Annotated in this window: 21 protein-coding genes and 1 pseudogene; 16 read left to right on the top strand and 6 right to left on the bottom strand. The window is 36.1% G+C overall.

Translation table 11 applies throughout. The features are described from left to right. Positions 1-110 precede the first annotated feature (110 nt). Entirely contained in the window at positions 111-1,160 is a 1,050-nt protein-coding gene (locus QFZ87_RS20125; RefSeq protein WP_309865444.1) for a YkvI family membrane protein, read from the top strand. A gap of 41 nt (positions 1,161-1,201) precedes the next feature. Here the strand turns inward: QFZ87_RS20125 and QFZ87_RS20120 are convergent, their stop codons facing one another. Next, positions 1,202-1,813: a CPBP family intramembrane glutamic endopeptidase gene (locus QFZ87_RS20120; RefSeq protein ID WP_309865442.1), complete on the bottom strand. Its 612-nt coding sequence runs from the start codon at positions 1,811-1,813 to the stop codon at positions 1,202-1,204. Between the two features lie 143 nt (positions 1,814-1,956). Between QFZ87_RS20120 and QFZ87_RS20115 the strand changes: the two genes are divergently transcribed. After that, positions 1,957-2,079 carry a DUF6254 family protein gene (locus QFZ87_RS20115; protein WP_308080360.1) on the top strand — a complete coding sequence of 41 codons (123 nt, stop codon included), beginning with the start codon at positions 1,957-1,959 and terminating at the stop codon, positions 2,077-2,079. A gap of 62 nt (positions 2,080-2,141) precedes the next feature. Here the strand turns inward: QFZ87_RS20115 and QFZ87_RS20110 are convergent, their stop codons facing one another. Further along, on the bottom strand, positions 2,142-2,330 hold the full coding sequence (locus tag QFZ87_RS20110; protein ID WP_149869412.1) for a YkvS family protein: 189 nt from the start codon (positions 2,328-2,330) through the stop codon (positions 2,142-2,144). Between the two features lie 248 nt (positions 2,331-2,578). Between QFZ87_RS20110 and QFZ87_RS20105 the strand changes: the two genes are divergently transcribed. From QFZ87_RS20105 to QFZ87_RS20045, 13 genes and pseudogenes are all read left to right on the top strand, one after another. Next, positions 2,579-2,773: a hypothetical protein gene (locus tag QFZ87_RS20105; RefSeq protein WP_309865438.1), complete on the top strand. Its 195-nt coding sequence runs from the start codon at positions 2,579-2,581 to the stop codon at positions 2,771-2,773. Positions 2,774-2,887: 114 nt separating this feature from the next. Continuing rightward, a pseudogene (locus QFZ87_RS20100) lies at positions 2,888-3,840 on the top strand (AAA family ATPase). Then, the gene (locus QFZ87_RS20095; RefSeq protein WP_309865436.1) at positions 3,837-5,033 is read left to right on the top strand and encodes a DUF58 domain-containing protein; all 1,197 of its coding nucleotides are present in this window, start codon (positions 3,837-3,839) and stop codon (positions 5,031-5,033) included. Before QFZ87_RS20100 ends, QFZ87_RS20095 begins: the two are co-directional and overlap by 4 nt. Next, a complete protein-coding gene (locus tag QFZ87_RS20090) occupies positions 5,030-6,232 on the top strand; it encodes a hypothetical protein (protein ID WP_309865434.1) in 1,203 nt (400 codons plus the stop codon). Before QFZ87_RS20095 ends, QFZ87_RS20090 begins: the two co-directional genes overlap by 4 nt. A 30-nt stretch (positions 6,233-6,262) precedes the next feature. Next, positions 6,263-7,753 (top strand): glycerol kinase GlpK, encoded by a 1,491-nt coding sequence (gene glpK / locus QFZ87_RS20085; protein WP_309865432.1) that lies wholly within the window; start codon positions 6,263-6,265, stop codon positions 7,751-7,753. 349 nt (positions 7,754-8,102) lie between these two features. Next, a complete protein-coding gene (locus QFZ87_RS20080) occupies positions 8,103-8,369 on the top strand; it encodes a phosphocarrier protein HPr (RefSeq protein WP_309865430.1) in 267 nt (88 codons plus the stop codon). Next, positions 8,369-10,081 (top strand): phosphoenolpyruvate--protein phosphotransferase, encoded by a 1,713-nt coding sequence (ptsP, locus tag QFZ87_RS20075; protein ID WP_309865426.1) that lies wholly within the window; start codon positions 8,369-8,371, stop codon positions 10,079-10,081. The genes QFZ87_RS20080 and ptsP overlap by 1 nt, the downstream gene beginning before the upstream one ends. 248 nt (positions 10,082-10,329) lie before the next feature. Next, positions 10,330-10,476, top strand: a complete 147-nt coding sequence (locus QFZ87_RS20070) for a hypothetical protein (protein ID WP_309865424.1) — start codon at positions 10,330-10,332, stop codon at positions 10,474-10,476. Between the two features lie 196 nt (positions 10,477-10,672). Beyond that, positions 10,673-11,308, top strand: a complete 636-nt coding sequence (locus tag QFZ87_RS20065; RefSeq protein ID WP_308080351.1) for an FMN-dependent NADH-azoreductase — start codon at positions 10,673-10,675, stop codon at positions 11,306-11,308. 122 nt (positions 11,309-11,430) lie between these two features. Beyond that, a complete protein-coding gene (locus QFZ87_RS20060; RefSeq protein WP_309865422.1) occupies positions 11,431-12,216 on the top strand; it encodes an SDR family oxidoreductase in 786 nt (261 codons plus the stop codon). Positions 12,217-12,306: 90 nt separating this feature from the next. Next, positions 12,307-12,780: a hypothetical protein gene (locus QFZ87_RS20055; RefSeq protein WP_309865420.1), complete on the top strand. Its 474-nt coding sequence runs from the start codon at positions 12,307-12,309 to the stop codon at positions 12,778-12,780. Between the two features lie 168 nt (positions 12,781-12,948). Continuing rightward, positions 12,949-13,827, top strand: coding sequence for an NAD(P)-dependent oxidoreductase (locus tag QFZ87_RS20050; protein ID WP_309865418.1), 879 nt, complete (start codon positions 12,949-12,951; stop codon positions 13,825-13,827). A gap of 87 nt (positions 13,828-13,914) precedes the next feature. Then, positions 13,915-14,091: a hypothetical protein gene (locus tag QFZ87_RS20045; RefSeq protein ID WP_309865416.1), complete on the top strand. Its 177-nt coding sequence runs from the start codon at positions 13,915-13,917 to the stop codon at positions 14,089-14,091. A 47-nt stretch (positions 14,092-14,138) separates the two neighbouring features. Here QFZ87_RS20045 and QFZ87_RS20040 read toward each other — a convergent pair whose 3' ends face one another. The 3 genes from QFZ87_RS20040 to QFZ87_RS20030 all read right to left on the bottom strand — a co-directional run bounded on the left by QFZ87_RS20040 (position 14,139) and on the right by QFZ87_RS20030 (position 16,357). Beyond that, on the bottom strand, positions 14,139-15,293 hold the full coding sequence (locus QFZ87_RS20040; protein WP_309865413.1) for an aminotransferase A: 1,155 nt from the start codon (positions 15,291-15,293) through the stop codon (positions 14,139-14,141). 162 nt (positions 15,294-15,455) lie between these two features. Then, positions 15,456-15,656: a hypothetical protein gene (locus QFZ87_RS20035; RefSeq protein WP_308080345.1), complete on the bottom strand. Its 201-nt coding sequence runs from the start codon at positions 15,654-15,656 to the stop codon at positions 15,456-15,458. Positions 15,657-15,859: 203 nt separating this feature from the next. After that, positions 15,860-16,357, bottom strand: a complete 498-nt coding sequence (locus QFZ87_RS20030) for a YkyB family protein (protein WP_309865409.1) — start codon at positions 16,355-16,357, stop codon at positions 15,860-15,862. Positions 16,358-16,556: 199 nt separating this feature from the next. On the opposite strand from QFZ87_RS20030, the gene QFZ87_RS20025 reads away from it, so the two are divergent. After that, entirely contained in the window at positions 16,557-18,671 is a 2,115-nt protein-coding gene (locus tag QFZ87_RS20025) for a sensor domain-containing protein (protein WP_309865406.1), read from the top strand. Positions 18,672-18,712: 41 nt separating this feature from the next. Here QFZ87_RS20025 and QFZ87_RS20020 read toward each other — a convergent pair whose 3' ends face one another. Next, positions 18,713-19,591, bottom strand: a complete 879-nt coding sequence (locus QFZ87_RS20020) for a metallophosphoesterase (RefSeq protein ID WP_309865403.1) — start codon at positions 19,589-19,591, stop codon at positions 18,713-18,715. Positions 19,592-19,607 lie beyond the last annotated feature (16 nt).

Raw genomic sequence — 19,607 nt, 5'->3', positions numbered from 1 at the left:
CCTTTTTTGACTTTCAAGAGATTTGTTTATAGAAATGGTTACCAATTAAGGAAAAAAGCTCGTCTTTGTTTGTCCCTTAACTCATATATTGATGATAAGGGGGAGATGATGTGAGGAAAAATTGGCCAGCAGCCTTTCAAATTGCGGCAGTCTATGTTGGAACAGTGATTGGAGCAGGGTTCGCCACAGGAAAGGAAATCGTTGAGTTTTTTTCACGGTTTGGATTCTTTGGCTTTATTAGTATATTAATGAGCGGGTATCTCTTTATTGCATTAGGGTCAAAGTTAATGAGAATAGCTGCACAAATAAACGCAAAATCATATCAAGAGTTAAATGAGTACTTGTTTGGGAAATGGCCGGGTAGGGTTATTAATATATTTATGCTTTTTATGCTTCTAGGGGTAAGCGCAGTAATGCTTGCAGGTGCAGGGGCTGTTTTTGAAGAGCAGCTAGGTCTTCCTAAAAACCTGGGTGTGTTTCTGACAATCGCATTATCTATTATTGTTATGTTAATTGGAACTAAGGGACTTTTTGCAGTGAATAGTTTTGTGGTTCCACTGATGATTTGTTTTAGTCTTATATTGATGTCTTATTCCATTCAAATGCCTAATTTTTTAAATAAATTATTATTTATACCCCATGCAGAAGATGGGTGGAAAAGTGTCGTGGCACCGTTTTCGTATACAGCCTTGAATCTTGGCTTAGCTCAGGCAGTTCTAGTACCGATTGCATCAGAAATAAAAGATGATTGGACAATTAAATGGGGGGGGATTCTTGGGGGAATGGCCTTAACTCTTATATTAATTGCTAGTCATTCAACATTGATTATGCTTCCAAATCTTGAACTATATGAAATTCCAATGGCCATTATTATGAAAAATTTAGCACCCTTTCTCTATGGCGTTTTTGTCCTTGTCATTTACGGCGAAATCTTCACTTCTGTCATTGGGAATGTTTTCGGCCTTGATCGACAGCTGAAACAATATATGGCCATCCCAACAATGGTATCGGTTTCGTCTATTTTTGTCGTTTCCTATCTTATCAGCCTTGTGAATTATGGAACTCTTTTATCTTATTTATATCCTTTATTCGGGTATATTTGTATGACCTTTTTTGTTTTACTTTGGATGAAACCTTTTAAACCAGCTGAGAAAAAATAAAGAGGCTGACTTCAGAGTCAGCCTCTACTTTCTGCAATTAACTATTTAAGCGGTAAAATAATAAAAATCATGATGTCAAAGACAAGATGTGAAACAATGATAAGCGGCATGCTTTTTTTCCAGTAATAGAGGAATCCCCAGGTAAGACCTGATAGAAAAGCAGCTAAAACTAACAAAAAAGAACCAGAATAGATGTGTACAGAAGCATAAAGTAATGCAGCTATTACAATACTTACCAATGGACGAAAATATTTCATTAAATTTTTCTGAATAAATCCACGCCAGAAAAGCTCTTCTCCAGGTGCAGCAACTAATATTAAAGCAATGTACTGCCAAAATAACGAAGGTGCATACAACTTGTACAATTTATTTAGGCTATTTTCAAATGGAAGGTGAAGCAACTCCATTGCTTGAATTCCCAGCCAAAAAACTAAGTAGAGTACAAATCCACTTACTACCCCAAAAAAGAAATACTTGATAAACGGGACTTCATCGTCTACATCACCTTGGAGGGTAGCATAGGCAATTAACACCAGTAAAGAGCCAGAAAAAATATACCAAAATATAGCTTTATCATGAAATGAAAAGTTGATGAGGATATGGGCAACAAGTAACCCGACAATAAGCCTTATGTCTAGGTTGTGTTTTTTCATTAGTGGCATCTCCTTTAAGAGTCAATAAAGGTTATTGTAGCAAAAATGATTTTCAAAGGAAATGTTTACATGAATGAATTCACAAAAATGACTGATAAGAAGAGAAAAAAAAGAAAAAAATAACCTAGAAAGGAGTGATAGGGATGAGTAAGTCAAAAAGTGAGCAAGAGAGGGAATGGACAGTTAGAAAACAGGATCAAAACCCCCATGGGAAAGTAAAGTCATTAAAAGACCTTGCCAACGAAACAGGGAAGGGAAAAGAATAAGAGATAGTGTAAATAAAAAAGAAAAGGCAGGATAAACTGCCTTTTCTTACGAATTTTTTCCATTAATAAGCGCTTTCTTTTACTACCTTATAGTTTTTATGGTTGACAACCGTACGTTGATCTAATTCCAAATCACGATAATTATCCATATATGTTAGGTCGACTATTACAGAATTTTCATTTACCTTTTCAACAATCCCTTGCAAACCACCACGGAATTCTATGATATTCCCAACTTCTGCTTTTTTCATTTAGTCTCTCTCCTTTACTACAAAACTATAATAAAACCAGTTAAATACCAGTTTGCACTACTTTTCGGCATTCGTAAAGCCTTTTATTTGACAATTTTGTTAATTATCACTGAATATTTCAGGTATATGTGAAGAAAATAGTAAAAAGTATAGAAAACGCTACCATAAGTAGAATAGAAGAAAGCGATAATTTGACTTTAAGAAATGAATATACGATAAAATAATTATAGAAAAGGTGGTGCTAAGAAATGAACGAAGAGTATGTAACCGACATTCTAAATAGACTTATGACAGGTGAACTATCAGAGTATTACGTGAAGAACGAGGATTTTATGGAATTTCGCGAGGTTCTTGTAAAAAGAAAAGATTTTAAACATTTCCGTGGAATTGGTCAGCGAGGGGGAGATGTACTATACCAGTATCTTAAAGAACCAAGAAGTTAATAGTAGACAAAACCGCTTTATTAGAGCGGTTTTTTGTTTATATTTGGAAATATTTAAAAATTTGATAAAATATATAAGACTATAAAATTAATACACGTCTAAGGGGATGAGAGAGTGGTTCTTATAGAAAAAATCACAGAATTAAAAAGGGAAATTGGTAAAGTGATTGTCGGAAAGGATACAGAAGTAGAATTAATGGCAATTTCTTTATTATTTAATGGACATATATTACTTGAAAGTGTTCCCGGAACAGGGAAAACCATGCTCGCGAAAAGCTTTGCAACTGCAATTGGAGGGGGGAATTTTCGCGCATTCAATTTACCCCAGATGTCCTTCCAAGTGATGTTACGGGGATCCAGTTTTTTAATCCAAAGCTGCAGGAATTTGAATTACGACCAGGACCTATTATGGCCAACATAGTTTTAGCTGATGAAATTAACAGGGCCACACCGAGAACACAGTCCAGTTTATTAGAAGTAATGGAAGAAAGACAGGTAACAATTGATGGAGAAACGGTTAGATTAATGGAACCCTTCATGGTAATTGCCACACAGAATCCCGTTGAATCACAGCAAGGGACCTTTTCACTGCCTGTTGCTCAGATGGATCGATTTTTTATTAAAATTAATGTAGATTATCCGATGTATGAGGAAGAAAAGAGAATCATGCAAATTCATCGCGGGGATAAAAAAGTGAGCACGATTGGCCAAGTCTTTACTGCGCAAGAAATAGAACAATTAAAGCAATCCATCAACAACATTTACATTTCAGACGAGATGGAGGATTACCTGCTGACTGTTGTAAGGAGAACGCGGGAGCATAATAGTATTGAATTAGGAGTGAGCCCAAGAGGAACGTTAGCCTTAATGAGAGCATCGCAAGGAAAAGCATTTTTGAATGGCCGTACATATGTTACCCCAGATGATGTTAAAACAGTAGCTCCGTTTGTTCTAGGACATAGAATCTTTTTATCAATTGAGAGCTCCTTAACTAAAACTCCTGAAGCTATTATTGAAGAAATCATACACACAGTACCTGTACCAGTAGAAGTGGGGGCAAATGAATGACTTGGAGTAAAGATTCGGTAGAAGACCGAAAGATTCCGGGTATTAGTATTTTTGCCATACTCCTTATCTTTGTCAGCTTGTATATGGAGTCAAAATTAGTCCTTTTCTTAGCCATATTTTTTCTAGTCATTGTGGTTGCTAATAAATATTATCTAAAAAAAGCAGGTGATAAGCTTTATTTAGATAATATTTATGAAAAAAACCATTTTTTTGTCGAGGATAATGGACAATGGTCATTCATTTTTAGGAATGAGGGGTTCCCCATCTTAAAGGGTGACCTAAGAGTGTACTTTGATCATTTTGTGGTTCCAGAGGGTGAAGAAATGGAATCCAATTCTTCCATGTATGATATTTCAATACCGTTTTCTATTTTTAGCAAACAAACAAAACAGGTAGTCATTCCTTTCGAAGCTAGAAGAAGGGGAATTGCCAGAATTCGTAAGCTTGAATTTCATGTGCCAAGTCTTTTAGGATTCGGAGAAATCATTTTGGAATCAAAAACGTTTTTAAAGCAACAAGCCGTGGTCTATCCCCAACCTATTCCAGTAAAAGGGCTAATAGAGAAATTGTCTGTTCTACAAGGTGTAAACGCCGTTCCTTATTCAGTTTATGAAGATCGCCTTGGTCCTTTAGGAACAAGGGATTATATATTTTCGGATAGCTTTAATCGTATCCATTGGAAAGCGAGTGCAAAAAAACAAACGCTGCAAACAAAAGTTTTTGAAAAAATTTCCGAAAAGGGCTGGACTATTTTCTTAAATGTTTCGAACGGTCACTCCATGACAGCTCAAATCGAGAAATTGATTAGTGGAATTACTGAGATTGCTTATTATGCATGTAACAAACAGATTCCTTATTCCTTATGTATTAATGTACGGACAGCAGGGAGTACCCCTTTTTTATTTCTTCCAAAAGGAGAAGGAAAAGAACAACTCCAAAAGGCATTGGAAACTCTGGCCTCCATTAGTACTCAAAATACAAGTATTCCATATGAATATATGCTTTCTTTTTATAATAGACATCTAACGTCACAACCCTTTTTTATCCACACAGGTATCAGGACAGAAGAAACTAACCGGATGCTCTTAAAGGTCGGACAAAGAGGAGCTAAGATGCTTGAGCTTACTATTGAACAGGAGCATGGTGTTCTAAGTGAATTAGACATTCAAAATGATAGAAGGGTACGCCAATGATGAAACGTGTTGCTTCCATAACCTATCGATTTGTCTTGGAATGTAATGTAGGGATTCTTTTCCTTTCTTTATTTTACATAAATAAAAAAGAATTCCCGCCTATTTCCTTTTTGTTGCTTACTTGTATGGGCGGTATGATTTTTTTAGCAAGCCTTCTTGTAAAAATACGTGAGAAGGGAAAATGGGTTTATATTGTAACGATTTTCCCATTGCTGTTATATATTTATCACCAAGCAGAGCATTCTCTATTTTTTGGATTAATTATTGGTTTATTTATATTTTGGCGGGGAATTTCATTGTATGATAATGGATCGCTACAATCTGAGGCGGTAATATTACTGTTATCTTTTATGGTAGGTTTGATTGCAATCATCTATTCCGCGCTGAGTCACTATCCATTTCAAGACGTATTGATTTATCTACTAATATCTCAAATAATACTAGCCCTATTGGGCAGTTTTTATGGCAAATGGTATTCTATTCAAACAGACAAAACTAAATTTGCTTTTTATTTTATGAAAATCCTTGCTGGATTCTTTATTATAGGAATAGGACTAACATTTTTACTGAAATATGTTCAACTCGCTTTTTTCAGCATCTTACATGTGATTGTCATGCTTTTAAGTAATCTAATTGCAAATCCACTCTTAAGTGGCCTTGAATTCATTATGGGTCTTTTTGGGCAGGAGGAATATGTGCCAAAAGCCTTCGAAAGTGATATGGAGAATGAAGCGGGTAAATATCAAGATCGGTCCTTCTCGATGGATTACTTACTCATAATTCTTATTGTGGTAGTTGTAGGGATTATTGGCTACTTAATCTATAAGAAAAGACTTAAGCAACAGGCAATAGAAAGTAACTCCACGCCAAGGATAGAGGTTTTCGATGCTTTCTTTAGCACAAACTCGATGGTGGGATTACGAAAAAGGGGTAGACCACCGGAGGAGTATATAAGAAGGGAAATATATAATCTAGAGAAATACGCCCATAAATTAAAATTAGGTCGTCTTTCATCTGAATCGCTTGAAGAATGGTGGAATAGAATTGGATTAGAGGGAGGAGATGAAATAATAGGCATATATGAAAAAGTACGTTATGGTCATGTACAGTCCTCTACTCAAGAACAGTCGTATATAAAGGCAGAAATTCATCAGATAAAGCAGCAATTAAATGAAATTCATAAAAAGGGAAAGCACTAAACCTTCGGGAGAGCATGAGGAGGGGTTTGATTGGAACAATATATTTTATCCCTGGACCAAGGGACAACTAGCTCGAGAGCAATTCTTTTTAATAAAAAAGGTGAAATCATCCACTCAGCGCAAAAGGAATTTACTCAGTATTTTCCACAACCAGGATGGGTAGAACATAGTCCTAACGAGATTTGGGGTTCCATTCTCTCAGTTATTGCAGGTGTATTATCTGAATCAGGAATTAAAGCCAATCAAATAGCCGGCATAGGGATCACTAACCAGCGTGAAACCACTGTGGTGTGGGATAAAGAAACAGGTGAGCCGATTTACAATGCGATTGTTTGGCAGTCAAGGCAGACAAGCGGGATTTGTGATGAACTAAGAGAAAAAGGCTACAATCAATTGTTCCGTGAAAAAACGGGCTTGCTTATTGATGCTTATTTTTCAGGTACAAAGGTAAAGTGGATTCTAGACAATGTAAAGGATGCTCGTGAAAAAGCGAATGATGGAAAATTACTACTTGGAACCATTGATACATGGTTAATTTGGAAGCTTTCGGGTGGACGAGCGCATGTTACAGATTATTCTAATGCTTCCCGTACGTTAATGTTTAATATTTTTGAACTAAAATGGGATGAAGAACTATTAGAAATTTTAGGTGTACCAAAAATCATGCTGCCAGAGGTCCGACCATCGTCTGAAGTATATGCTAATACAGTCGATTATCATTTTTTTGGGAAAGAAATCCCCATTGCTGGCGTTGCTGGGGATCAACAAGCAGCTCTCTTCGGGCAGGCGTGTTTTGAAAAAGGAATGGCTAAGAATACCTACGGTACAGGTTGCTTTATGTTAATGAATACCGGGGAGAAAGCCGTTCAATCAGAACATGGACTACTAACAACTATTGCTTGGGGATTAAATGGGAAAGTTCACTACGCCCTTGAAGGCAGTATCTTTGTTGCTGGGTCAGCCATTCAATGGCTGCGGGATGGGCTAAGAATATTGAAGAACGCAAAGGATAGCGAGGATTATGCAGCAAAGGTAGATTCAACAGCAGGTGTCTATGTTGTTCCAGCATTTGTTGGCTTGGGTACTCCATACTGGGATAGTGATGTCCGGGGTGCAGTTTTTGGATTAACACGAGGAACTTCGAAAGAGCATTTTGTCCGGGCCACACTAGAATCCTTAGCCTATCAGACAAAAGACGTTTTATCAGCGATGGAAGCTGATTCACTTATTGAATTAAAAACGCTTCGTGTGGATGGAGGAGCAGTTAAAAATAACTTTTTAATGTCCTTCCAAAGTGACATCTTAAATGTTCCTGTTGAGCGGCCAATCATCAATGAAACTACCGCACTTGGAGCAGCCTATTTGGCAGGGCTCGCAGTTGGTTATTGGGATAATCAAGAGGAGATTTCTAAGCAATGGGCAATTGAACAGCAATTTAATCCCAAGATGACAGATGAAAATCGGAAGACTTTATATGAAGGCTGGAAAAAGGCTGTTAACGCTGCCATGGTCTTTAAATAAATGGAATCCTTAAAAAGTTGTCCTAAAAGACAACTTTTTGTGCTGTTATAATTAAAGTGTTTTGGGGGTTTTTGAGAGTTATTGACAGTTTTGTGAACAATAATGTTTTTTGAGTTTTTCAGTTGTTTACTATGAATTAAAATGATATTCTAGCACTTGTATACAAATAAACATCATGACGAGGTTAAAATCAATACATGAATGGTTAGTTTTTTGGAAAAATTAAGCTGAAAAGGATTGATTTTAATTCTTTAGTCTTTTATTGATTTAGTTGACTAAATAAGAAGAAATGTTTATTTTTATTAAGTCAGAATAAATACATTTACTTATTAAAGGAGTTTGATTAATCATGGCAGAAAAGCAATTTAAGGTAATAGCAGAAACAGGAATTCACGCAAGACCAGCAACTTTATTAGTTCAAACAGCTAGCAGATTCGATTCTGAAATTACATTAGAATATAAAGGCAAAAAAGTTAACTTAAAATCTATTATGGGTGTTATGTCTCTAGGTGTGGGCCAAGGAGCTGACATTGTGATCACTGCTGAAGGCAACGATGCAGACGAGGCATTAAACAGCTTAGCAGAAACTTTGAAAAAAGAAGGTTTGGCAGAATAATGACGTTCTTAAATGGAATTGCTGCATCAAATGGTATTGCCATTGCGAAGGCATACCGTTTGGTTGAGCCAGATTTATCTTTCGAAAAAGTAACAGTTGAAGATTCTGCTGCTGAAATAGATCGTTTCCGTCAAGCTATGGCGCAATCAAAAAGTGAATTAGAAGCTATTCGCGATCGTGCCAAAATTGACCTTGGTGCAGATAAAGCAGCCATCTTCGAAGCACATCTTCTTGTATTAAGTGATCCAGAGTTAAATGCACCTATTGAAGATAAAATAAAGTCTGAAAATGTGAATGCTGAGACTGCTCTAAAGGAAACAGCAGACATGTTCATTATGATGTTTGAACAAATGGATAATGAATATATGAAAGAACGTGCTGCAGATATTCGAGATGTAACGAAACGTGTTCTTTCACATTTATTAGGTGTTCATATTGTCAATCCAAGCATGATTGCTGAGGAAGTAATTATTGTTGCTGAGGACTTAACTCCTTCAGATACAGCACAATTAAACAGACAGTTTGTGAAAGGTTTTACAACTAATATTGGTGGACGTACCTCTCATTCAGCTATTATGGCTCGGTCGATGGAAATTCCTGCAGTTGTCGGTACAAAGACGGCAACAGAGGAAATTAACAATGGTGACTTAGTTGTTGTAGACGGCTTAAAGGGTGAAGTTCACATTAACCCAACACCAGAACTTGTTGAACAATACCGTAAGACACATGAAGATTATGAGTTACAAAAGGCAGAATGGGCGAAATTAGTAAATGAACCTACTGTTTCTGCTGATGACCATCATGTGGAATTGGCTGCCAACATCGGAACTCCTAAAGATTTAAAGGGAGTTACAGAAAATGGTGGTGAAGGGGTAGGCCTTTACAGAACAGAATTCCTTTACATGGGTAGAGACCAACTTCCTACAGAAGAAGAGCAATTCGAAGCGTATAAGGCAGTATTAGAAGGAATGAGTGGAAAACCTGTTGTAGTAAGGACGCTTGATATCGGGGGAGATAAGGAACTTCCATATCTTGAGCTGCCTAAGGAATTAAACCCATTCTTAGGTTTCCGTGCAATCCGTTTATGTCTTGAAGAGCAGGATATTTTCCGTACCCAGCTTCGTGCATTATTACGTGCCAGCAGCTATGGTAACTTAAAAATTATGTTCCCTATGATTGCAACCTTAGATGAATTTAGAGAGGCTAAAGCGATTCTTGAAGAAGAAAAGCAAAAGCTTATTTCAGAAAATCAGAAAGTTGCGGAACATATTGAATTAGGTATTATGGTTGAGATCCCTTCTACTGCTGTTTTAGCTGATCAATTTGCTAAAGAAGTAGACTTTTTCAGTATTGGAACCAATGATTTGATTCAATACACAATGGCCGCTGACCGTATGAACCAACGTGTGTCGTATCTCTATCAGCCATACAGCCCATCTATTTTAAGATTGGTAAAAATGGTAATCGATGCTGCGCATGCGGAAGGCAAATGGGCAGGTATGTGCGGAGAAATGGCTGGGGACGAAACAGCTATTCCTGTTCTTTTAGGATTAGGACTTGATGAATTCTCTATGAGTGCAACATCCATACTAAAGGCTCGCTCCTTAATTCGGAACTTAAAAAAGTCTGACATGGAGAAGCTAGCTCAAGAAGTTCTCAACATGCAAACAACTGACCAAGTAATTGCAGCAGTTAATTCTGCTATTAAGTAAAATAAGAATCTATAAAGAGACTGACTTTAGTCAGTCTCTTTTTTTATATACATGATGAAATAATATTATTATTTTTTATAAAATTATGTCTTTTTTGTGACAAAAGGAGTATAATAATGGTTAGAAAGACCTGTATTACTGTTAATTTTAACTAGTTATTATGGGTATTATGAGTTAGAGAAATAAGCGGTAAATGGGTACAAATATACATATGATAACTGTAAGAGTCTGTGGAGGTGAAAAGGAAAATGGAACAAAAGCCTGTACATTATGATGGAAGTTCTCAACTTGGCCAAGCAACAAACGAGGCAGTAGTAACTGAACCATTCCAGATGACTGATGAAATGAGAATTACCATCGGTCGTAATCCTTATTCACTTGATACAAATGAATAATGTTCTTTGCTAGGGTTTGTCACATGACAAATCCTTTTTTATTTTTTACAAAGCAGATTGTTTGAAAGGTAACCTCTTCTCCTATATAATTACCTTGAATTAAAGATGTCTTAAATTAAAATAAATTTCATTGTTTATTTTATAAGATTTTGATTCAAACTATATTAGATTATACACAACAAGAAAGGTGATTAGAATGGCACAAGTATTATACATTACTGCGCATCCCCATGATGAATCACAATCATATAGTATGGCAGTGGGTAAAGCATTTATCGATAGCTATAAAGAAAAAAACCCGAATGATGAAGTAGTTCACGTAGATTTATACAGTGAAAATATTCCTCATATCGATGCAGATGTTTTCAGTGGATGGGGAAAGCTCCGTTCTGGACAAGCATTTGACGAACTTTCATCTGAAGAAAAAGCAAAAGTCAGCCGTCTAAATGAATTAAGTGACCAATTTATCGCTGCTGATAAATATGTATTTGTCACACCATTATGGAACTTCTCATTCCCACCTGTAATGAAAGCGTATTTAGATTCTGTTGCTGTAGCAGGTAAAACGTTTAAATATACAGAACAAGGGCCGGTAGGACTTTTACCAGGCAAAAAAGCTTTACACATCCAAGCGCGCGGTGGAATCTATTCTGAAGGACCAGCGGCACAGATGGAAATGGGTCACCGTTATATAAGTGTCATGATGAGCTTCTTTGGTATCAATGAGCTTGAAGGTCTTTTCGTCGAAGGTCATAATGCGATGCCGGATAAAGCACAAGAAATTAAAGAGAATGCTATTGCACGTGCAAAGGATCTTGGCCATACATTCTAAATATAAGTTGACAAAAAAAAGGCGGATCAAATATTCCGCCTTTTTTTTGAGTTTTCTACCACTACCTTTCTTTGGTAATCTTGTATACTGAAGATAGAATAATAAGGAGGCATGAATAAAATATGGAACTAAATTTATCTGGTAAATCAGCTTTGGTTGTAGCATCCAGTCAAGGACTAGGATATGCGATTGCAGAAAGGCTTGTAAAAGAAGGTGTCAACGTCATGATTTCAGGCCGTGAAGAAGAAAAATTAAAACAAAAAGCATTAGAACTTCAGTCAATCGGTACAGGGCGAGTAGCGTTTCAAAAAGCGGATATTACAAACATAAATGATATTAACCAGTTAGTTGCTGTCACTAATGAGACGTTCGGAGGTCTACACTTACTAGTAAATAATGCAGGTGGTCCACGAGCAGGAGCGTTCGAAGACTTAACGGACGAAGATTGGCAAACTTCATTTGAACTGAATTTGTTATCCTATGTACGTGTCATTCGTGCTGCATTGCCTTTTTTAAAGCAACAGGGGGGGAAAATACTAAATATAGCTTCCTCATCAATAAAAGAACCTATTCCTGGTCTCATCCTTTCCAATACATTCCGAACAGGAATCGTAGGTTTATCAAAGACGTTGGCAACAGAATTAGCGCCTTATAATATTTTAATAAACACTATTGCTCCTGGCAGAATTGCGACTGATCGTGTTAAACATTTAGATCAAGTGAATGCCGATAAGCTGGGTGTAGAGAGGGAAGCGGTTGAACTTCAAGTAAAAGCAGGTATTCCATTGAAAAGGTACGGAACTCCTGAGGAGTTTGCCAATGTTGCTGCATTTCTCCTTTCAGATGCAAATTCCTATATGACTGGAAGTTCTTTCCTAGTAGATGGGGGCATGGTAAAGGCTATTTAGTTTATGTTGTTTTTTTTCCTTTATTAACCTTTCTTTACGTTTATTACCGTTCAATTATGGCTATGGTAAAAATAAAGGGGAGTGTTATGAATGCGAAGAAAAATTCATCGAATGTTTGCCTTACTTATTGGAGTTTTTTGTATTTCTTTTTTAAGTGGCTGTGGGCTATTTTTCTCAAATGAGTTAATTGTGAATCGGTATGCAGATGCATTATTAACGAAAAACAATGAGCTGCAATTTCGCTTTCGAATAAACAATGAGATTTTAGAAGGCCATCAGATGTATAAAGTAAAGGTTACGATCCATGATGATCAATTAGCTGAGGCCATTGGAAAAAGAGAAATTATTTATGGAGAAGAGCAAGTCCTTAACGGTGAGTATTTAGAGGTAAGTGAAAAAGGCGAGAAGTATATCTTTATGGACCCACTTCCATTAAAAAAGGATTTACATATTTATGAGCTAAAAAATATGATTGAAAGAGATCAAGCAGTCTCTATAGAAGTATTTAATGATAAGGAAGTATTTGGACGAACCTATTTAACAAACTTTTCTTCTGAATTATAATGGTTTATTTTTTATTGAGTAAGGACATCATTAATATGTGCATAAATTTGGAGATGGAGCACGGAGACCGGACGACTGGACGTTTCGGTCTTTTTTTATGCAAATTTTAACTAATAACAAAATGATAGTGCTAAAATAGAGAAAAAATCAATTGAGAGGAAGATTAATTTGCATAATCCAGATAACACCGTAATTGGCTTTATTGGAACTGGCGTAATGGGAAAGAGTATGGCCGGTCATTTATTAGACGCTGGTTATCCTTTAGTGATTTATTCTAGAACAAAGGAAAAGGCAAATGAGTTAGTAGAGAAAGGGGCAGAGTGGGTCGAAACTCCAAAAGAAGTGGCAATAAAGGCAAATGTGATTTTCACCATTGTCGGTTATCCAGTGGATGTAGAGGAAGTGTATTTTGGTGAAAATGGATTAATTCCTCATGGAAGGGAAGGAAGTTACCTTATTGATATGACGACTTCTGCTCCTTCTCTAGCTGTGAAAATATATGAAGAAGCCAAAAGAAGAGGGATTCAAAGCATAGACGCCCCTGTTTCTGGAGGAGATGTAGGTGCAAAGGAAGCGAAGCTATCCATTATGGTGGGTGGTGAAAAGGAAGCATTTGAAGCAATATCTCCTCTTCTGCAGCATTTGGGTACAAATATTGTGTATCAAGGAAAACCAGGCGCAGGCCAGCATACAAAAATGTGCAATCAAATTGCCATTGCATCAAACATGATTGGTGTCTGTGAGGCAGTTATCTATGCCGAAAACGCAGGGCTTGACCCTGAAACCGTATTAAAAAGCATTACAACAGGAGCAGCTGGGAGCTGGTCATTAAGCAATCTTGCACCGAGGATGCTGAAAGGGAATTTTGAACCTGGTTTTTACATAAAACATTTTATTAAGGATATGAAAATTGCTTTAGACGAGGCTGAGCGAATGGATATGCCCGTGCCTGGACTCGCATTGGCGAAGTCGCTTTATGAACAATTAGCTGAAAATGGGGAGGAAGACAGCGGTACTCAAGCTCTTTATAAATATTGGAAGAACTAATACAAGGTGGCCACAATCTCCCAAGCATAAATTTTTCTTGTCTTCAAGAAACTAGTATAGAACCTTAAGAAGACAGGAGGAATCAATATGGCAAAACGGACAAAAAAGAATGACCCACAGCAAAAAAACAAAAAGGGTTTTGATTCTGCAGTATTAAATGAAGAATTTGCACATGAAATGGGTTCAGCTGCCACCAATAAAATTCATAAAGATAAAGCTAAAAAAGAAAAAGCACCAAAGAATAACGGAAAATATAAAGGATAACAGACTTTAAACAAAAACCCCCTCATTTTTAGATGAGGGGGTTTTAGCTATTTCAAATTATTCATAAATTGTTCCATTCGATTGAGCCCATTTTCTAGCGTTTCCATGGAGCAGGCAAAGGATAAACGGAAATAGCCTTCTCCGAATTCAGAAAATGCACTGCCGGGAACTACGGCAACTTTTGTTTCATTCACTAATTTGATGGCAAAATCAAAGCTATTTAAAGGAATTGTCTCAGGGATTTTAACAAAGAAATAAAATGCTCCATCAGGCTTAACTGTATCAAGTCCCATGGATGTTAATCGATGAAACACATAATCCCTTCTTATCACATATTCTTCTTTCATAGCTGAAGCATCATTTATTCCTACTGTTAAAGCCTCTAATGCGGCTTTCTGAGCAATGGAATTAGCACATGAGACATTATACTGATGCACCTTTAAAATGTGCTTTGTAATGTTTTCTGGAGCAAATAGAAAGCCTATTCTCCAGCCAGTCATTGAGTGGGATTTCGAAAGGCCATTAATCACAATAGTCTTTTCTTTTAAGAAACGCGCAATAGACGTGTGTTTCTGGTCATAGGAAAGTTCACTGTAGATTTCATCTGCAAGAACAAAGATATCTTTATCTTTTAAAAAATTTGCGATATCTTTGAGCTCAGCCTCTGATAGACTGACACCAGTAGGGTTGGATGGATAGGGAAGCACTATACATCGTGTCTTTTCAGTGATAAATGGTTTTATCGTTTCTAAAGTGAAACGAAATTGATTTTCTCTAAGATCTACGTGTATTGGTACAGCACCCATCATTCGGATAATGGGTTCATATCCAGGATAAATAGGACCAGGTAAAATAACTTCCGTCCCTTCCACCAATATGGTTCGAAAAGCAATATCTATTGCCTCACTTGCTCCGACAGTTACAATTATTTCGGAATCTGCTTTATATTCCAATTCATATTTTTTTTCAACAAACTCACAAGCAGCCTTCCGTAATTCGATTGTTCCTGCATTGTGAGTATAGGAAGTAAAGTCTTTTTCAATCGCATCAATCCCAGCTTTTTTCACATGTTCTGGCGTAGGAAAATCAGGCTGGCCTATGGTAAACGAGATCAGGTCATCCATGTGAGAAACCATATTAAAGAATTTTCTAATTCCTGATATTTCGATATTTTTAACTCTGTTATTTACTAAGTGTTCCAATTTTTGTCCATCCTTCCAGTTAAGGAGTAATCTTCGTTTAGAATATCATGAATTTAGACATTTTGTAAGCAAGCAACCTACAATTAAATTAAAAACGGCCTGAGTTATCTCAGACCGTTTTTTAGGGGGAGGGGAATTTTATATCGAAATTATTGAGTTTGATTAATAACCGTAATCCCAGTCGATTTCATCTTCATGCCAGAATACAGGTGACACAGAACCGAAATCGATGATCTTCTCATCAAGCTTGCAGCTGCATTGTTCACAACCACATTGCTCTTTTATTTCTTCGTAAAAGGAATGTTCAACATCTTCAATAAATGTAATGTTCTGCTCCTGAAATAAAATGGCAGTTCCTTTCATAATTAAAAGCACCTCTTTTAAAGTTTATACTAATGTTTTGGAATAACTTCTTATGACTGTATTGTAATGCGGTTTTTAATTTGAGTCTATTGCTTTGTGATTTTGTTCACAAAACTATCAAGAAGTTGTAGCGAATATAAGAATTCTTTACATCAATAAAAAAAGTGACCAGTTTAGTATTTGGTCACCCTTGTTCTTAGTTATTAAGAATATCTTTCTCCTAATTTTTTGAATATAGGTTTTTGGTATGGTCGTTGATTTTTCTTTGATATGGATACTGGATTCTCTATTTCAGTTATCCCTGTGTAGGTTTGCAATAAAGCTTTAGCGAAACTTAGTGAAAGGGTCGCCTTGGGATTTCTAACACGTCCATCAAGTTTACCAAGATGGGGAAGTTCATGGAAATCAGATTTAATGGGAGGAATATGGAAGGTATATCTGCCACATTCAACGAGCACATCGGATTGCTGTTGGCTGTTTCTAGGATTTTCTGAAAAGTGGAGTCCTACTTTTTTTGCCTTGCCTTCTTGGATTAATTTTTTTAGTGATTCCTGTTTTAATTTGTACAAGAATTTGGGATTAGTTGCTGTTTTTGCATGGCGATTCACAATAAAGACTGCTTGAGCGAGGTTTTCGATGGTTAGATTTAGTTTGGATAGGGGATATTTCTGGTCGTGATTCAAGGTATGTTCTCCTTTCATTTTGTTAAAGCAACTTTATTATACCTCTTTTTTAAAAAAATAGAAACATAGCAATATATATGTCTAAAAAATTTTGGCGAAATAATCATTATTTTCAATAAATTACTTTCATTCAATTAAATTCATTGTAAAATAGATATACTAGAATGTAAAAACATTATTGTAAGAAATCAGAATTTTTCAGCTGAAGGATGATTTAATGGAGCATTTAAATAATTTATTAACGAATGAATTAGCTTCTGGCAAAGCCAGCGGAAAAATACAGAAAATTATTTTTGATATTATTTTTCAGCACATTCAAGATATGGTCTTTGTAATGAAGGTAGAAGAAGGACCACAATTTCGATATATATTTGTCAATGAATCTGGCATGAAAAAAGCTAACCTTTCTGTAGAATCCATTGGAAAGACATTTCAAGAAGTGCTGCCCCTTTCATTCGCAAATTCCCTTCAGCGAAAATATGAGAAATTAGTAAAAAGAAAAACAGTCATAACCTTTGACGACCAATTTGAATTAATTGATGGAAGAAAAATATATGGTGAAACTCTCTTAACTCCAGTTTTGGATCAAGACAGTTCCATTAGTTATATTGTAGCAGTCACAAGAGATGTGACTGAATGGTTACAGGAGAAAAATAAAATAATTGAAAGTGAGCAGAGATATCGATCCATTATTGAACATAACCTTGATTCAATCTTTACCATTAACCTGAATGGGAAAATACTAGAGGCCAATCCTGCGGCTTCCCTTTTAACAGGCTACTCAGAAAAGCAAATAATCAATCGATCGATTTACGACTTGATAAATGACAGGGATATTGAGAAATTTAAAGTGCTCTTACAGAAATCTTGTACTGGCATAGCACTTGAGGCACATGATTGTAAGGTTATTCATTCGAAAGGCTATTTACTTATTGTCCATATTAAAACTGTTCCAATTGTCATTCATAACGAAATCAAAGGGCTATATGTGATATTAAAGGACCTATCAGAAAAAGTTAAAAATATGGAAATGATAAAGTTTATGGCTTTTCACGATCAATTAACGGGATTATTAAATCGAAGAGCCTTACTGGAACAATTAAATGATCAAATTCATTTGCCTGAAAATAAATTAAAAGGATTTGCTTTATTTTCAATTGATCTTGACAGGTTTAAGTTCCTTAATGATACTCTCGGTCATTTGGCAGGAGATGAGATTTTAAAAAAGGTTGCTGATCGATTATCTCAATTTCAAAGTGATACATGCTATATTTATCGTCTAGGTGGTGATGAGTTTACTGTTCTTTTGCTCGCGGCTAATCGAGAAAGGGCAAGTTCTTTTGTCAGAAAAGTTTTTTCTGTGTTCTCACAATCCTTTTATTTAAATACCCAGGAGTATTATATTTCAACCAGCATAGGAATAAGCTTATATCCCGATGACGGAAATGATGCGGAGATGCTAATCAAAAACGCTGACGAGGCACTTTATCGTGTAAAGGAAAGAGGAAAGGCACATTTTCAATTTTATCGTACTGAAATGAATTCTGATTTTACAAATGTGGTTACGTTAGAGACACACCTGCGAAAGGCTATTGAAAAAGATGAGCTGTCTTTGTTTTATCAGCCACAGATTAATATCACCACAGGAGAAGTAAAAAGTTTTGAAGCCTTGCTGCGTTGGAAAGATAGTGAATTTGGGTTTATTTCACCTAATGTATTTATTCCATTGGCAGAAGATACGGGACTAATCATCCCAATAGGTTATTGGGTAATTGAAAAAGCTTGTCAACAAATTCATACCTGGAATTCCCTAGGATATATGGATATTCGTGTTGCGATAAACATATCACCTAAACAATTCCTGCATCTAAATCTTGTTCCTTTCATTCAATCAATGATTCAAACCTATGGAATACAAGCATCTTCTCTAGGGATTGAAATTACTGAAGGGGCTATGCAGGATACAAAAGAAACAATTCCTATTTTAAAAAGAATGAAGGAGCTTGGGATATCCATCTCGGTTGATGACTTTGGGACTGGGTATTCGTCCTTAAGTTATTTAAAACAATTTCCTATTGATGGCTTAAAAATTGATCAATCATTTATTAAGGATATTCTTGTAGATCAAAAAGATGCTGCTATTATTAGGTCGATTATTCACTTAGGCCAAAGTTTAGGTTTGGAAGTGATTGCTGAGGGTGTGGAGGTTCAACAACAAGTAGAATTTTTAGCTAAGGCAAAGTGTGATAAAATTCAAGGATATTTTTATTCTAACCCACTTCCTGTTGAAGAGCTTGAAAAGAAATTTTTGAAAAAAAAAGCTGGAAACTAAACGCAAGAAAATCCTTATCATTTATTTTTGATAAGGATTTTTTATTTGTCTTCTGCTGAGAGTAATGTAAAAATGGTTAGCTCTGGTTTAGACATAAACCGAAAAGGTAATCTAGTAGTTCCAATGCCTCTGTTGACATATAGAGTTAACTTGTGATTATTTCCTATGGTATAAAGTCCCTCTGGATAGTTTTTGGCATAAGGCGGTATAACAAGCGGACCAATGAAAGGAAGTTTAACTTGTCCACCGTGGCTGTGGCCACTTATTTGCCAGTTAATCGGGTATTGTGCAGCTGTTTCGGCAAGGTCTGGGGCATGTGAAAGTAAGATTTTAAAACCATCGTTAGGAACATTTTTTAAGGCAAGAGGTAAATTGGGCCTTCCTAACATGGCATCATCAATTCCTAATAAAAAGATAGCACTTCCATCCTTTACTTTTATTTCTTTAGCTTCATTTAGTAAGACGCTGAAATTTGTGGTTTCCATAATATTACGGTAAATGTCTGAACCGTAGCCACCATGATCATGATTACCAAATATGCAATACTTTCCAAGGGGGGCATGTAATTTTTCTAAAAGACCTACAAGTTTATTGATTTCCGTGTATTTATTTGGCTCGTCCATTAAATCTCCAGTAAAGATTATAATATCTGGCTGTATAGAATTTATTTTATCGACTAACCGCTTAAATTGGGTAAGGGTGTATTGAAATCCAAGGTGGGTATCGCTAAATTGGACCATCTTTATTCCATTAAAGCCTTTTGGGATTAACGGATGTTTTATTTGTTTTTCTTGGATATCGAGTAATGAAGGTTCAATGCGGTTTGCATAAAGATAGCCCCCTGAACTTACTCCGAGAACGGCAAGAAATGAACCGAATGATCGTTTTAGAAATGTTCTCCTCGTTTGCTTTTTAGCCATTATTCTACCAGCCTTC

The organism is Bacillus sp. SLBN-46 (genome assembly GCF_031453555.1).
Taxonomy (GTDB): domain Bacteria; phylum Bacillota; class Bacilli; order Bacillales; family Cytobacillaceae; genus Neobacillus.
This window is presented reverse-complemented; position numbering and strand designations above follow the sequence as displayed.